The organism is Bacteroides sp. OM05-12 (assembly GCF_003438995.1).
In the GTDB taxonomy this organism is placed as follows: domain Bacteria; phylum Bacteroidota; class Bacteroidia; order Bacteroidales; family Bacteroidaceae; genus Bacteroides.
This window is the reverse complement of the sequence record NZ_QSUN01000004.1, coordinates 80084-96697: the sequence shown is the minus strand read 5'-3', so window position 1 is coordinate 96697 and position 16614 is coordinate 80084. Positions and strand designations below refer to the sequence as shown.

Below are 16614 nucleotides of genomic sequence, written 5' to 3'. Positions count from 1 at the left end.
TATCTAAAAAACTAAAATTAAGATGTTATCCTTAATATACGATCACCTTTTTACCATTTACGAGATAAATACCTTGCGGCATATTTATATTTTCAGTACCGTTTATATCAATAGTTTTCAAAAGTTGTCCGTTTACTGAGAATATATTGATGCGGCACACTTCTTGTGTCTTGATGATAATTTGCCCGGCAGATGCATATACTTTTATGTTATCTTCTGCTGTTTTATCATTAATGGAATTAGGTCTTTCCTGCCATATCGCTTTTACAACGATGTCGACACCCGGCATTGTTTTCGGTAGTCCTTCCCATTCTGTCAATTCAAAACCTTCCTTCTCAGGAGCCTCTGCGGCAGTGATTGTTTCATTGAAATTGTATGTCTCATTCTTGTAAAATTCATCATCGGATAAGTAGGTTACAGTATAACTGTTATTTATCGGAAGGTTATAAGCAGCAACAAGACCACCCCATTCCTGTGTTGCAAATGTATCATCTGTTCCGCTTAATGCGAAAGTTCCTCTTCCACGTGCATAACAAAAAGTCGTATTGTTATAAAGAGCGGCTCCCCATGAAGTTGCGGCTCCGCCGCCGGTAATTATATTGTTTTTTACGACATTATTCAAATCCATATCATAGCTGTCGATATATAAGGATTGTGACATCAGATATCCATATACCAATAACTGATTATCCGTAATGAATGCTTCGGTTATCTTACTGATTCCTGTTCCTTTTTGTGAATTAACCGCTAGTAGTTTACCGTCTTTTGTATCACACTTCAATACATAACCTTGCAAAGAAGCTGTTTCGCTTTCAACTGTCAGGTCGTCCGCTGAAATTCCTCCTTTTAATGCACCTCCGATTAACATAATACCCTTGCGGACGCACAATGCTTCTACCTGGTTATTGCTTTTGCCGTCTGTAAACGCTGTTGAAGGATAGATTTTGGCCCATTCCACTCTTTTCTCTGTTGTGATTTTGGCAGTGAAAGTGTTGATAAAAGCATTAGGAGTCAATGATATTTCTCCAAGTTTCACACTCTTTGTTTCATCTCCCTTAATCATTCCGACCATATAGAGCGCACCTTCCGAGTAAGTAATGCGTTTTACACTTTCATAAGTGATAGCATCTCCGGTAGTTGTAAGATTCCAAACCAATTTTCCGTCCTTATCCATCTTCCAGACAAACATATCTCCGTTTTGTGTTTGCGAATCTCCTGTCCATCCTTCGATATTACGTGGAGTAAGCACCTGCTCATCTATGGTGACAGGACAACGAAAACGTCCGGCTATATAATAGTTACCGTCTACGTCAGTGGTTATGTCATAAAAATCCAGACCGTCAGTAGGAACATACTTCTGATCTTCCTGTTGTGTATGGTCTTCTTCAATCAGTTTAGTCCATTCCACAATACCGTTGGCATCTATCTTGACTAATGCTCCTTCATAACTCCAGCTTCCTTCATAAGTTTTTTCGATGGATTGTACGCTTTCGTCATTGCTTACAATACTGAGAATGATGTCATTTTGATGCTCATTTCTGTTTGTATGACGTATTTTCATTGCCAATAAAGCTCCTCCATCCGATGTGGGCTCAACTGAAGATGAATTGGCTGTAACATCTCCCATATTGCTGTTTACATGCCATTCTACATTTCCTTGTGCATCCGTCTTATAAAGTACAAAATTGTAATTGCCTGATGTTGCACTGTTTGGAGCACCGGTCACTGTAACATCTCCAAAACTTGTGGTGAGAGATTCCGTTCCATTTGATGCAAAAGTGGAAAAAATAAAGTAGTCGCCATCACGATTTACCTTTATTTCACTCGGATTATCACTGCCTGCTCCATCTGTCAGTTTTCCCCATTGATAGACAGGCTCGTTTTCGGCTTGCATCACCGTTGCTAAATTTATGGCACATGCCATTAATAGTAAAATCTTTTTCATTTGAATGTTATTATTAAAATTCTAGGATGCAAATTAACAATAAAGAAAAATGGCATGAAATACCTATAAAGAACTATTCTTGGTGTATGGAATACCTATATGTGAGTAATGTTTTTGTGCGTGCCCTCAGATTGATTATTGCCTATAAGTTTCATCCTTCAGCTTGTCAAATTTGCATTGATACTGAATGAGTTATCCTGAACGATGGAATCATTCAGTATGCTATTCAACGCTTTCAGTCGGCTGAATCTTTTTCCGGAAAAAGGTTCAGGATAATAGGCTGATAATCAAATGGTAATTTACAAACTGAAGGATTGAATAAATAAGAGTTTGATGCTTTTTAAAACATCAGGTTGATTGAAAAAAACATCAGGACGTTTGATTACAAACATACGGTCGATTGAAAACAAACGTATGGTCCTTTGTTCACAAACTCCTATCGTTTGCAAGCAATCGACCGTATGCTGAATAACAGGTATTATTATTCTCATAAAATTAATCAGAAAGCAACTCCGAGCACCACCGATACATTATCTGTGTGAATCTGTTCCGTGTACCATCCGCGTTGCCAGTATGCAGACAAATAGAGAGCGCAGCGGCGGTTAATGGCATAGTCACTCCGTAACTGAAGTTTCATTAAAGTATGATCGAAGGCTAGAAAGCGGTAATTATTTAGTAATGGGGTCGACATTCTACTATCTGCATCATCGGGTAATTGAAGATTGGCATTCAGTGATGCGTCATAACATATATCAGCCATTAATCTAAAGAAACATTTTCCTGTCTTTTTACCTGCTTGAAGAAAAAGAGTGGAGTAAAGTCTTTCACTCTCTGATTTACGTGCCGGATAGATATAACGGGTATCTATATCATTAAGTCCGATGGTAGGGCGTATTGCCCAGATAATGTTTTCAGGATTAGTGTTCTCAAAGAATCCGGAGATAAGAAATCCCATATGTTTGTTACTGTATTGTTGTGCGGAAGCAATCTGCGGATAAATATCATTGACCGGATCTCCGAAGATGTTTTCCGTACCTTTCCTGTGTTTATTTATAAATTCAGCTTTAACTCCCCATGTTCGGTAAAGAAACTTCTGTTTATATCCTGCTTCTGCTTTCCATGTATATTCATCTACCTTTGCCATAGGCAACTCGTTGAGAGCGGATATGATTTTTTCAAACATGAAGTTATTGAATGATATATTTGCTGTAAAACCATTTCCGCTCTCGGGCAATAGGTTAATGCTTCCTCCGAATATTCGTCCTTTATAATAAGTCTCCTTCTCTTTTCCCCTGAAACGGTAATAGTCAGTGCCTAAGCCTGTGAAATGATAGAGTGTAGGATTGCCTTGCTCATTGTAGAATTTGATATCGTTTTTTTGTTTGTATTTGGAAGCATTGATAGAAATGCCGGGACGGTATCCTTTTACATTCGCCAGGGCAATTCCAAAAGTAAAATCAAGTTTTCCAGTAATGTTACGCGGACGTGGATCTACTTGCCTGTAACCAATCGTGGCATGATAAGAGGCATCTGCTCCCAAGATAAGTTTGCCTGTTTGTGCCGTATATCCTCCGTTAAAAGCGTATTGTTCCGATTTAAGATTACCACCTATGGTGTCGCCTATTACATAAGGATAGAGCAAAAGATAATCGGATGTTTCATTCCACTTCAGATTTATTTGTTTACCATTGCGATAGCTCGCTTCTCCCCACATACTACTGCGTTTTTTCCGTATGAAGGACTTAACATTTACCAGACCGTAACGATAACCGTCACCTGTCTGTATAATAAGCGGTTGATTTTCATGTCGGTATTCTCCCCCTGCCGAGATCTCATTGAGAGTATATTCGTACATTCCATATTTCATGGCAGGATTCCCATAAGGAAGACTAAAAAAGTGCCTATAGTCAGATTGATTTTCCACCATACGTTGTATGATGGATATATCGGTCTGACCTGAAAGTGGAAAGATGGAGAAAAGAGATAACAGAAATGCAATGACTATTGGCTTTTTCATGATTGTTTTTTAGTTTTTAGGTATAATTCCATCCCATGTTATTGTAGTGGCTTTTGTACCTTGCGCATTGATTGCCGTACCTTGCTGTTCGATGATAGAAGGAATACATTCGGTATTGAAGTCATCGCTGGAATTATTCGTATCCTGGAGGATACAACGTCCGTCTTCAAATCCGGCAACTTTACGGCGCACACTCTTGAAATAACGTGTCTTGTCATTGTCGGTTGTGCCGCAATGCGTCCATCCGGCATCTACGTTGGCCGGCAGGATATCCCATACACGGGCTGCTTCTACACTGCAATTAACACCGTCGACAATCCATGAATTTGGTATTTTATAGGCAGACTGTTGCATCGGGAATGTTCCGGCCGGTAGATACATCGTGTATTTATAGGTATAGTAATAATCGCGTAGATAAGTTTCCTTATCAATCGGAATTCGTGCTAACGCATAAGAGCAAAAACCTCTGTTATGAAGCACCCAGAAACTCAGGGTATAACAATACCATTTATCCAAGTTTGGTACGGTAGGACTGTCGATGTCCATGTGAGAAGGGTTCGTAGAGTTATCATACCATTCAAATCCCGCTTTACTAAGATTGAAAGAATTAGGATTAGCATTACGGTGATCAATACCCGTATCGCATAAAATCAAGCTTTTTCCGGGTTGTACAGGATGTTCTTGCCCGCTACCGGGTATTACATAAATGGCCCATACGGAAAATGTGTCTTTTCGTATATCAGGCGTGTAATCGAAATACTGTGTGGATTTAAATCTGGATTCGGTCAGTGCCAAGCCATCGGCGTATAGTACATGATCAGTGTTATTGTATATTTTTATATAAGAGTCTCCGTAGTATTGCGAACCGGAAGCACGTAAAGTACCGGTAAAGAAAATTTCTTCAATAATGAAATCGTCATTATCGGTAAAGAGGAATGTTTCTATTGTAAAGTTCAACTTTTCGTTTCCATTGATTTTCACTGATTCAAGTTTACCGGAAAGTTTCCCGTCATGAGTGACGGTTTCGGGTTGTTGTTGATGTTCGTCCCCTGCTTGTCCGCTTCCCGGTTCACTGACAGCTCCTTCGCTTGTCGTTTCGTATGTCACATCTGCTTTATAGGAACAATTATAAATACCTTCCGGTAGATTGTAATCTTCTCCGACGGGAATATTGATATTTGCTCCGGTAGAGATATTCGTAAAAACAAGCATCTGTTTTTTGATGTTTAGTGCTTGTACATTATCCGGATATTTAATTGTAATATTGGTTATAGTACGAGGTATATCCGCTTCATCCTGGCATGCAATAGATATAATGCAAATAAGGAAGGTTAATAAGATAATTCTGACTTTCATATTCATATCTGTTTATGTTTATTATAAGCTGAAGTTTAATTCCATACCAAAATAAGGATCGACATTACGACGTATGGTAAAGCCATTGGATTTGAAATCCGGAGTATAGTCTAATAACTTATTGGCAAAGAAAGATAGCCGTAAGTATTTCCCTATTTTCTTTGTAGCTTTGAAGTTTACATAAAGTGCAATGGGAACTCGCATCTCTTTGAATGTATCTTCATTATAGTATTTGAGCAAATGCTGTAAAATAACGTCTGATTTTGATTCCTCCGTATATGGATGTAGTTTACCGTCGGTGACATCCAGATAAGCAATGGGCATCCCGTCTTTCCACTGTAATTTACGTTTTGTATACCACATACATTGAACAGATGAAGTGAAGATTAATCCCCATTCGGGAATCTGTGTATCAAACATCAGGTTGGTATTGAAACGGTTATTTATCTGACCGTCGTTCCAATTGTACAGCCCGATATAATTATCTTGTACAATAACTTCGTCTACTACGTCATTGACAGCATAATACATCGGTAAACTATTTGTGTAGGTTGTACGAAACCATGCGCCGGAAATATTGATAGCCGTGCGTAACGGCTTTATACGCTGTGAGGAAAATTGGAATTCCACTCCCTGCTTGTTCAGCTTGCTCCCATTCTCGGCGTGTTTGTAAAAATCCAATTTTTTCTTTTCCGTATAAGGAATTTTCTCCAACAAAGGTGGTCCTGTAAGTTCACTGCTTATGATAGCGCTCTCGTCGTAATCCTTATAATTGTAAGGAGCGTAGATATTTGTATAGCGGAAACCGGAAGTCATGACTTCACGGAAATAACTCACGGAAAAACGATTACCGTTATAGCTGATGTCAGCACGTAGTTCCCACTTCTTATTGCGTGCCGGTTTTAAGTTATAGTTTGTCTGGTCTTGAATATAAGACATTACAGTAAATCGACTGTTTTGAATCGGATTCTTATCATCATAATAGGCCAATTGGTTAATGTCGTTGTATCGTTTGTCCGGATATAGATAATTGAGGGTTGGCATTTTTGTGGTCCATCCTATGCCTCCGGCCAGTGCGAAAACCAAATCATGCTGACCTATGCGTATGCCGGGAAAGGTCCATTGTGCATTCAGTCGAGGATCTAAATAGACTTTCCCTTGGAGTAGATAGGCTTTGTCCAGACCTAGTAACGAGTTACTGCGTAATCCCGCCAGTATTTCCAATTTATTCTTTTTTATGGTTGCGGTTACTAAATCTTCAAGGAAGAATGACAAATTTTGTATGGCAGGTATGTCCTTGTAGGCACGTGGACGGGAATCCCAGTTACCTGTGGCGGAAAGAGGTTTGCTAAGGTCGTAAACTTGTCCGCAACCGAAGTTCTTAGTATAATCCCATTGTCCTCCCACCTTAATATTATTGCGTACGCCTGCCAGACTGGAGTTCAATTCACCTTTCAACTTTGCAAAAGCATTGAACGGTTTTCCGTCGCTTAAATAATCGGCCATATATTCGGAAAATATTAGTTGGGCGTTGTGTTCGCCGGCCTCCATACCGATAGGAACCAACCCATAGCGTTGAGGTGATACCAGGCGTGTCTGCGTCAGACGATCCTGTTGTATACTGACGGAAGAATTCAGTTCTATAAGTTTTAAGAAATTGAGTTTTGGAAATCTCCATTCCATGTTATTGGTGAAGCTACCACGGTTGTAAGTGGAATTATATTCGTCAATGCGTCCGAAATTAAGATCCGGGTCTTGCTTGCTGTTATCAAATGAACCGGTATAATCAAATGCCGGAGTCCATTTCATAGTCCATCGTTCGTGTTCCCAATTCCATGTTAAACGTAGAGATGCATTCACACGCTGATAGTTTTCCAGATTATTGGTCGGGTCTGTTTTGGAGTTTAAATAACCTCCGTCTATATTGATAATTAAATCTTGATTACCTGATGTTGCAAACCCTTTCCCTACAGAAGCTAGTTTACTATATCCGTCGGCTTTAAAACGTGCTGTAAGCGGAGTGGCTTTTCTTATCTTTTTGATATTAACTACGCCACTGGTGAGATTCCCGAATTCAACGGAAGGAATACCTCGTATGACCTCTACGCTTTCTATATCATCTGTAGAGATGGAACGCATATCTACTCCTCTGTTTGTAATGTTACGTTTGTTTTCCGTATTGTTGTTATCGCTTGTAGACGAGAATGTGTTTGATAGCGGAGAATATTGTAGGTTGGCATCTGTATTAATGGGAGCACCATCTACCACAAATAAGGTTCCTAAAGAGGTGATGGCATAATCCGGATTATTATTTGTATTCCCATTGCTGTCTGTTGTCCCTGTTTCGCGTAGATTGATGGAATTTGCTGCTCCCATATTCGGATCTTTGGAGATATTTCCCGGAAGTAATTCCAGCAAGTCGGTAAAGCTGGTAGGTTGCAAATGCTCCATTGCAGGACGGTCAATCTTGGAAGAAGTGACCGGACCTGATGATTCTGTTGCTGTGACAATAACCTCATGTAGCAGGTTATTGGATTTTAATTTGATGTTGAGAAAAAGATTCTTTCGCAGTGTCAGGTGTTCTTGTTTTCTACCATACCCGATATATGAAACGATAATATCATACTCTCCGGGTTGTATACCGGTTATTTTAAAATCTCCTTCATCGTCGGCTACCGCCGCATAGCTTTTAGTTCCTTTTATCTGTATGGTAGCATAAGGAAGAGACTCTTTTGTTTGCATATCACGAATACTTCCGCTAAGGGCTATTTTGTCGGAAGATTGTGCATATGAATTTAGGTAGGTTCCTATAAGTAGCAAGATAGCAAATATGGTATCTTTGTGATTCATTTTTTCTTCATTTTGAACTTGCAAAGTTAGTAGTCAACCTTTAGGATAACAATCACCATAGATAAGTATATTCATTTGTAAAGCAGTGGCAAAATCACTCTTTATAGGTATCTCATTTTTGTTTCTTGTGCTTGAACAGATATATCGGTAAAAAGATAATGATAATCCAAAAAACAGTGACTATCGGTAAATAACGGTTATAGAGGTAATCGCCATCGCTTATTTTGTTCAATATGCAGTCGAGGCACTTGCAGGCTATGTCCTCGGAAGAGTGAAACGTGCATGAGAGAATGAGTACGGTAATAACTGTACAGAGTATAATAATCCCTAGAATAATGTTTCTTGTGAAGTGCTTGTGATTGCTCTTCTTCTTTGTTTGCTTTAATAATACCATTAGTCTGTGTACATTAATTGTAATGTACAAAAGTAGAGCAATCTGGAAAGGAAGACAATACCTGGTTGTAGGGTTTTTAATCCTCCTAATACCTATGTATAGTTAGTTGTTGACAGGCTTTAACCCCATCTTTGCAGCCTTTTCCATCATAAAGTTATAAGCGGCTTCATATTCATTGGGGATAACACCGTCCAGTATGGCATCTTTAATAGAGGTTTTAAGCGTACCGATTTCACGGCATGGCTGAAGTCCGAATACTTCCATGATTTCTTCTCCGCTTACCGGTGGCTGAAAATTGCGGATACGGTCTTTCTCTTCCAAGTCCTTGAGTTTCTGGCGGACCAGACGGAAATTATCCAGGAATTTTTGTTTGCGTGCCTGGTTCTTTGAAGTAATGTCCGCTTCGCAAAGCATCATTAAATCGTCAATATCATCTCCGGCGTCAAAGAGCAGACGGCGTACTGCCGAATCGGTCACGATGTCTTCTGCCAAGACAATCGGACGCATGTGTAACCCTACGAGCTTTTGAACGTATTTCATTTTCTCGTTCATCGGCAGTTTCATCTTACGGAAAATATTGGGAATCATCCGTTCGCCAATGAAGTTATGATTGTGGAATGTCCAGCCGATACGTGGTTCCCAACGTTTGGTGGACGGTTTTCCTATGTCATGTAAAAGTGCAGCCCAACGTAGCCAAAGGTTGTCTGTTTTGGCAGAGATATTGTCTACCACTTCCAATGTATGATAAAAGTTGTCCTTATGGGCGTGTCCGTTCTTTGTCTCCACACCTTGCATTGCGGCAAATTCAGGGAAGATAAGTTCCAATAATCCGCATTGGTCCAGTAGAACGAAACCAATGGACGGACGGGAGGAGAGAAGTATCTTATTTAATTCATCGGCAATTCGCTCCCGTGAAATAATATTGATCCGTTCCTTATTTCTGCTGATGGCGGCAAATGTTTCGTCTTCGATAAAGAAGTTAAGTTGTGTGGCAAAACGGATGCAGCGCATCATACGAAGCGGGTCGTCACTGAATGTGATGTCCGGGTCAAGCGGGGTACGGATAACTTTCTCTTTCAGGTCGTCTACTCCTCCGAAAGGATCGACAAGCTCTCCGAAACGTGCACTGTTCAGGCATACGGCAAGGGCGTTGATGGTGAAATCACGACGGTTTTGGTCATCCTCCAGTGTGCCGTCTTCCACAACGGGCTTACGGGAGTCATGTGAGTAAGATTCTTTTCGGGCACCTACGAATTCCACTTCCGTATCGTGGTATTTGACTTGCGCCGTACCGAAATTCTTAAATACGGAAACTTTGGCTCCTCTTCCAAGGTGTTTACCCAATGTCTCTGCCATCTTGATTCCACTGCCCACTACCACAACATCGATATCCTTGGACGGACGGTTCAGAAATATGTCACGTACATATCCGCCCACTACATAACATTCTAATCCAAGTTTATCTGCTGTCTCGGAAATTTGTTTGAATATCTTGTCACCAAAGTGTTTTTTCAATTCCTCTTGCTCCATAATCTGTCCGCTTCCCTGTGTCCTGTTAATAAAAAGGGAGTGCAAAAATACAATAATTCATTGATGTAATCGGTAAGTGTGCGGAATAAATTGTATTTTTGCGTTTATTAAATACATTTGTGGTATGAAGAAAATTGGACTTTTGGTTTTTTCGTTGTTATTATTGACGGCGTGTGACGACGGTGGTGAGAAGAAAGCACAATTGCGTCTGCAAAATGCACAAGAGGCGTTGGCCGGCGGAGATTTTAATGAGGCGAAACTTCAGATCGACAGCATCAAACTGCTTTATCCGAAAGCATTCGAAGCCCGAAAACAAGGTATCGCATTAATGCAGCAGGTGGAACTTAAAGAACAGCAGCAGACATTGACGTATCTGGACAGTATGTTGCAACAGAAAGAAAAGGAGTTCGAGGCAATAAAAGGAAACTATGTTTTAGAGAAAGATACGGCATATCAGGATATCGGTAATTATTTTTATCCGTCACAAACGGTGGAGAAAAACATCAACCGTACTTATCTCCGCGCACAGGTCAATGAACGTGGTCAAATGGCTTTGACTTCTATTTATTGCGGTAGTGGCAATATTCATCACACGGCTGTAAAAGTGAGTGTGAAAGACGGCAGTTTTGCGCAGACTCCGGTATCAAAGGATATTTATGAAACATCCGATTTGGGGGTGAAAACGGAGAAAGCGGATTATAAGTTGGGGGATGACGGTAATGTTATCGGATTTATTACGATTAATAAGGATAATAATATTAAAGTGGAATATCTCGGCGACCGTAATTATACGACTACCATGTCTCCTTCCGACCGCCTGGCTGTGGCCGAAGTTTATAATCTTGCGCAGATTCTGGCTTCTATTGAAGGCATAAAGAAAGAGATGAAAGAAGCTAATTTGAAAATAGAATTTGTAACTCGTAAAATACAGGAACGTAACTCCGGCGAGGCAAAGGAATAGAAAGTCTTAACTCCCTATCTTTTAGGCGCGGATTAGTTTTGACACAACCCTATTGTTTATAGACAATCTACCGTACAGTTAACTTCAAGCGTAAGTACGGTTTTATATCCGGTATGGAAATGTTCCAATCGTCCAAGGGAGCGATGTCTTACGCTCAAGGGAGCGTTAGCTAACGCTCCCTTGAGCGTAAGACATCGCTCCCTTAGGCGTAGAGCATCGCCCCCTTAGGCGTTTTCGGTCGGGACGGACTGAACTATTCGTAAACCTTATTATATAATGCAAATTCCCTATAAATGGGGATTGCCGCGTATCACTATAGCGAATATGCGGTGGTTTATTTTACCTATAATTAGTGATTGATTTGTTTTCTTTTTATGAAGACCTTTGCATCGATGTTTAGTAATATAATAATTGTTGCAAATTGAAAACATATTCATTCTTTTTATTATTCCTGTTTCTTTTTACTGTTTCCGTATCTGCACATAGATTTGGAGGGACTATGGTTTCCGGTAGAATTATTTCTACCGAGAAAGAGATAGTAGACTTTGCAACGGTTCACTTGAAAGGAACTAACTATGGAGGCATTACCAATCAAGAGGGACTTTACCATGTTGCTGCACCTGCGGGTAACTATCTGTTGGTAGTTTCGGCGATTGGCTATAAAACTGTAGAGCAAGCGGTAACCTTGGTAGATGGGCAAAGACTGAAACTGAATATAACGATAAGTCCGGAGACACACCAGTTGGACGAAGTGACGGTTGTCTCTACGGGTATCAGTCGGGTAAAACGTTCCGCATTCAACGCCGTAGCTGTGGATACGAAGGAGTTGCAGAATACGACGAAGAATTTGAGCGAAGCCCTTCAAAAGTTGCCGGGAATGAAACTTCGTGAGTCCGGCGGCGTAGGTTCGGATATGCAACTCATGTTAGACGGGTTCAGCGGAAAGCATGTCAAGGTATTTATTGACGGAGTACCACAGGAAGGAGCCGGTACAGCATTCGATTTGAATAATATCCCGGTCAACTTTGCCGAACGCATCGAAGTTTATAAAGGGGTGGTTCCGGTTGGTTTCGGTACGGATGCCTTGGGAGGTGTCATCAATATCGTTACCAATAAGCAAAGGCGTAACTGGTTTTTGGATGCTTCTTATTCCTATGGGTCTTTTAATACCCACAAGTCATATATAAACTTCGGGCAATCATTTAAGAATGGTTTTACATACGAGATAAATGCTTATCAAAACTATTCGGATAATAATTATTATGTTGATAATTGGGTGGAAGAGTTTAACCATGAGAACAATACTTCTACACAAGACGAGACTCTTATCCGCCGTGTAAAGCGTTTTAATGATACTTTCCATAACGAAGCTGTGATCGGAAAAATCGGTTTGGCGGGCAAATCATGGGCAGACCGTCTGTTCTTTAGTTTTGCCTACTCCCATTTCTACAAGGATATACAAACCGGGGTTTATCAGAGAATTGTATTCGGAGAGAAACACCGTTACGGTCATTCGTTTGTACCTTCTTTGGAATATACTAAGAAAGACTTGTTTACCAAAGGTCTGGATGTTACCGTAACTGCCAACTATAATCATAATCTCACTACGAATGTGGATACGGCGATGTGGAAATATAACTGGTATGGTGATCGTATTCCCAGGAAAACAGCGGGAGAACAGTCCAATCAATACAGTGAACAGAAAAACAAGAATTGGAATGCAACGTTTACAGCTGCTTATCGAATCGGCAATATTCATTCGTTTATCCTGAATCATGTGTTTAATTCGTTTGAACGTACCGGTCGAAGTCTGATTGAGACAAACTCGAAACTGGAGGATTTTGATGTCCCGACTAAAACCCGCAAGAATATAACCGGTCTTTCTTATCGTCTGATGCCTTCGGAACGTTGGAATCTTTCAGCTTTCGGGAAATATTATAATTCGCATAGCGAGGGAAACGTACAGTTAAATGATAATGGGAGCACCGACTATGTGAAACGGGATGTTCATTCATTCGGTTACGGAATTGCCGGTACTTATTTTCTTCTGAAAGATATACAGCTGAAACTCTCGTATGAAAAGGCGTTGCGCTTACCGAGCTCGAACGAACTTTTCGGTGATGGTGATTTGGAAGCGGGCAGGGCAAACCTGAAACCGGAACGCAGTGATAACCTGAATTTCAATATCAGCTATAATAAACAATTCGGAAAGCACGGAGTGTATGCGGACGGTACTCTGATTTACCGTAATACGAACGATTATATTGTGCGTGGTCTTTCTACTGTGGGAGGCTCCAGTTATGGATATTATGAAAATCATGGTCGGGTGGTGACGAAAGGGTTCAATGTCTCTTTGCGTTATAGTTATAGTCGCTGGTTTAATATCGGTGGTACATTTAATCAGTTGGACGCACGTGATAAAGAGAAGAAACGCGCCCAAGGGTCCGGACAGAATTCTTTGGTTTACGGACAACGTATGCCGAATCAACCTTATATGTATGCCAACTTTGATGTTAACTTTTATTGGCATGACCTTTTTGTGAAAGGAAATGTGCTGACAGTGGGGTGGGATAGTTATTATCAGCATGCGTTTCCTCTGTATTGGGAGAAAATGGGGGATTCTTCCACTAAAATCCGTGTCCCCGAACAATTCTCCCATAACCTTTCGGTAGGATATAGTATAAAGAACGGTCGGTATAACGTATCCTTCGAGTGCCGGAATCTTACAGATGCCAAGTTGTATGATAATTTTAGTTTGCAGAAAGCCGGTCGTGCCTTTTATGGTAAGGTGCGGGTTTATTTCGGACGTTGATAGAGTAAATGGACAATTCTTTAGTTGAATGTATAAATATAATTAGAAATAGTATGAATAAGAAACATTTGTTATTTGGTTTTGCAGCGGTTTTGTGTGTGGGTGGTGTATTATTGACTTCCTGCGACGATGAGAAAGGAAACTCTTTCGATGACGGTCGTAACACGTTTAAAGGCAACTATGTGATTCCGGCATCGGCCGGCAGCAGTGATAATTCCACTTCATATCTGCTGACTGCCGAGTCTTTGGACGGAGGCGAGATTTCCGTATACGGTAGCGGTAAAGAATTTGAAGATGAGATTACTTACTGGGTATTCTATGACGAAAACTACTTTTTCGGCCTTACCTATAATAAAGGTAGTAACGGAACCGGTGGATGCTATTTCCTGGATGCCGATAATGTACCTCAAAAGAAATATGGTTATTCATTCCAGCGCATTACTTCTTATGGGAAATGGGGAGAAAATGTAATCACCGTTTCTACCGGAGATACGAAGATAAAGGATGCACAGGGCAATGTGGCGCAGGGATTTCTTTTCAATTATTTGAATGCCAATGATGGAACGACTTCAACGAATACAAAGGACATCTTGGCCGAAAATTACTTGGGAAATGGTGAAAAGGTCACTATGGCAGGTTTCGTGGAGGCCAACGGCAAACTCTATACATCTATAATTCCGATGGGAATGAGTCATTATGGTGTAAACACCTGGCCGGAACGTGTCCTTAATCAGGATTATGTTGCTAAAAAGCAAGGAGGTAGCGGTAGTGGTGCGTATACGCCGGGTCAGATTCCTTCTACGCAGATTCCGGATTCGGCTTTCATCGCAATTTATAGCGGAGACAACTTTGATGGAACACCGGTTATTGCCCGTACCAACAAGATTGGTTTTGCTTGTGGTCGTCTGCGTTCACAGTATTATCAGACTATCTGGAGTGACGATGATGGTAATATCTATGCTTTTTCCGGTGGTTATGGCCGTACGACTACCGACGATGCATCAACCGGATTGAAGAGGGCAAAAGGTACATTGCCTTCGGGGGTGGTTCGCATACCGAAGGGTGCTACTGATTTTGATGGATACTATTGCAATCTTGAGACAATGGAAGGTGCTACCGGGCATCCTCTGTTCCGTTGCTGGCATGTGGGAGGTGACTATTTCCTGCTTAACAATTACGGTTGCAGCATAGAGCAGGTGACAGAGTTGGGTACGAGTGCACCGGCTAATGAAATGGTTATCTTTAAAGCATCGGAGAAAAAACTGATTAAGATTCAAGGATTGCCGGATACAAGCATCATCTCTTCTTTCGGTGACTCTCCATATCTTGAAGGCAATCATTTCTATATAACCGTATTGACAACCGAAGATGGTGCCAAACCGACTTTCTATAAGATTAATCCTCAGACCGGTGAAGCTGTTAAGGGCTTGGTTGTAGAGGCTGATGATGTGTCTACCGTAGGTAAAGTTGCTTTGATAAAATAAAGAAGTAGTATCATATAATATAAATAAAGTGCCTGTCGGTATGATGAAAAAGATATTCCGTAAGATACATTTGTGGCTTTCTATTCCTTTCGGATTGATAATTACGCTTATTTGCCTTTCCGGAGCGGCGTTGGTTTTCGAGAAAGAAGTGATGGAGTTATGTCGCCATGATTTTTATTATGTAGAGAAAGTTGAGGCAGCCCCCTTGCCGATGGAGCAATTAGCGGCTAGGGTGGCGGAAACTTTGCCGGATAGTGTTTCCGTGACGGGTATCACTGTTTCGTCTGATCCGGAACGTGCTTACCAGGTAAACCTGTCCAAACCCCGCCGTGCCTCTGTTTACATAGACCAATATACGGGTGAGATAAAAGGGAAGTATGAACGGGCGCCGTTCTTTACTTTCATGTTCCGGATGCATCGTTGGCTGTTGGATAGCATGAAACCGGATAGTAGTGTTTTTGTGGGTAAGCTGATTGTGGGTGTCAGTACATTGATGTTTGTATTTGTACTTATATCGGGTATTGTCATTTGGTGGCCGAGAACAAGGAAGGTATTGAAGAATCGTTTGAAGATAGCGACAAACAAAGGATGGAAGCGCTTTTGGTACGACTTGCATGTAGCGGGTGGTATGTATGCCCTTGTCCTGCTGTTGGTTATGGCTTTGACAGGGTTGACATGGTCTTTCCCTTGGTATCGTGCCGGATTTTACAAAGTATTCGGTGTGGAAATGCAACAAAACAATGCGCATGGCGGAAAAGCAGATGATAAGAGTAGGGAAAACGGGAAGAGAAACGGGAGAGGAGGCGAAAAGCATTCTCCGTATGCTAATTGGCAACGGGTATACGAACAACTTTCCGAACAAAATCCCGGCTTCCGGCAAATCACTGTTTCAAAAGGCTCTGCAAGTGTTTCTTTTAATAGGTTAGGCAATCAGCGTGCTTCGGATCAATATAAATATAACCCTCGTACAGGTGAAATTACAGAAACTGTTTTATATAAGGAGTTGGATAATTCCGATAAGATTCGTGGATGGATTTATTCTGTGCACGTAGGAAGTTGGGGTGGACTGTTTACCCGGATATTGGCATTTATTGCTTCTCTGATAGGTGCGGCATTGCCGATTACCGGCTACTATTTATGGATTCGTAAATGGAGACAAAAGCGCAGGAAAATTCGGATAATAGGTAATATTTAAAGAAAACGTCCTTACAATTAAGTGTTTTGTAAGGACGTTTTCTTTATATCAAAGATAGTTTATATCGATA

9 protein-coding genes are annotated in these 16614 nt (G+C 40.9%); 4 read left to right on the top strand and 5 right to left on the bottom strand.

Annotation, left to right across the window (positions count from 1 at the left end; all coding sequences use genetic code 11):
* Nucleotides 1-31 precede the first annotated feature (31 nt).
* The 5 genes from DXB63_RS05110 to DXB63_RS05090 form a co-directional block, all read right to left on the bottom strand.
* Entirely contained in the window at nt 32-1945 is a 1914-nt protein-coding gene (locus DXB63_RS05110; RefSeq protein WP_122125322.1) for a T9SS type A sorting domain-containing protein, read from the bottom strand.
* 499 nt (nt 1946-2444) lie between these two features.
* Complete coding sequence (locus DXB63_RS05105) at nt 2445-3962, bottom strand: DUF6850 family outer membrane beta-barrel protein (RefSeq protein WP_122125321.1); 1518 nt, start codon at nt 3960-3962, stop codon at nt 2445-2447.
* A gap of 9 nt (nt 3963-3971) precedes the next feature.
* Nucleotides 3972-5324 carry a DUF4876 domain-containing protein gene (locus DXB63_RS05100; RefSeq protein ID WP_369869578.1) on the bottom strand — a complete coding sequence of 451 codons (1353 nt, stop codon included), beginning with the start codon at nt 5322-5324 and terminating at the stop codon, nt 3972-3974.
* Nucleotides 5325-5339: 15 nt separating this feature from the next.
* Complete coding sequence (locus DXB63_RS05095; protein ID WP_122125320.1) at nt 5340-8168, bottom strand: carboxypeptidase-like regulatory domain-containing protein; 2829 nt, start codon at nt 8166-8168, stop codon at nt 5340-5342.
* Nucleotides 8169-8664: 496 nt separating this feature from the next.
* Nucleotides 8665-10092, bottom strand: coding sequence for a CCA tRNA nucleotidyltransferase (locus DXB63_RS05090; protein WP_178300559.1), 1428 nt, complete (start codon nt 10090-10092; stop codon nt 8665-8667).
* A gap of 124 nt (nt 10093-10216) precedes the next feature.
* Here DXB63_RS05090 and DXB63_RS05085 point away from each other — a divergent pair, with 124 nt between their 5' ends.
* The 4 genes from DXB63_RS05085 (at nt 10217) to DXB63_RS05070 (ending at nt 16544) form a co-directional block, all read left to right on the top strand.
* Nucleotides 10217-11053 carry a hypothetical protein gene (locus DXB63_RS05085; RefSeq protein ID WP_122125319.1) on the top strand — a complete coding sequence of 279 codons (837 nt, stop codon included), beginning with the start codon at nt 10217-10219 and terminating at the stop codon, nt 11051-11053.
* A 499-nt stretch (nt 11054-11552) separates the two neighbouring features.
* Nucleotides 11553-13865 carry a TonB-dependent receptor gene (locus DXB63_RS05080; RefSeq protein WP_122125318.1) on the top strand — a complete coding sequence of 771 codons (2313 nt, stop codon included), beginning with the start codon at nt 11553-11555 and terminating at the stop codon, nt 13863-13865.
* 53 nt (nt 13866-13918) lie between these two features.
* Nucleotides 13919-15349: a DUF4374 domain-containing protein gene (locus tag DXB63_RS05075; RefSeq protein WP_122125497.1), complete on the top strand. Its 1431-nt coding sequence runs from the start codon at nt 13919-13921 to the stop codon at nt 15347-15349.
* Between the two features lie 43 nt (nt 15350-15392).
* Nucleotides 15393-16544, top strand: a complete 1152-nt coding sequence (locus DXB63_RS05070) for a PepSY domain-containing protein (protein WP_122125496.1) — start codon at nt 15393-15395, stop codon at nt 16542-16544.
* The last annotated feature ends 70 nt before the right edge of the window (nt 16545-16614 follow it).

Coding starts and splice junctions, on each gene's coding strand:
- DXB63_RS05105 (WP_122125321.1), bottom strand. CDS start 3,962: ATGAAAAAGCCAATAGTCATTGCATTTCTGTTATCTCTTTTCTCCATC.
- DXB63_RS05095 (WP_122125320.1), bottom strand. CDS start 8,168: ATGAATCACAAAGATACCATATTTGCTATCTTGCTACTTATAGGAACC.
- DXB63_RS05085 (WP_122125319.1), top strand. CDS start 10,217: ATGAAGAAAATTGGACTTTTGGTTTTTTCGTTGTTATTATTGACGGCG.
- DXB63_RS05100 (WP_369869578.1), bottom strand. CDS start 5,324: ATGAATATGAAAGTCAGAATTATCTTATTAACCTTCCTTATTTGCATT.
- DXB63_RS05070 (WP_122125496.1), top strand. CDS start 15,393: ATGAAAAAGATATTCCGTAAGATACATTTGTGGCTTTCTATTCCTTTC.
- DXB63_RS05110 (WP_122125322.1), bottom strand. CDS start 1,945: ATGAAAAAGATTTTACTATTAATGGCATGTGCCATAAATTTAGCAACG.
- DXB63_RS05080 (WP_122125318.1), top strand. CDS start 11,553: ATGGTTTCCGGTAGAATTATTTCTACCGAGAAAGAGATAGTAGACTTT.
- DXB63_RS05090 (WP_178300559.1), bottom strand. CDS start 10,092: ATGGAGCAAGAGGAATTGAAAAAACACTTTGGTGACAAGATATTCAAA.
- DXB63_RS05075 (WP_122125497.1), top strand. CDS start 13,919: ATGAATAAGAAACATTTGTTATTTGGTTTTGCAGCGGTTTTGTGTGTG.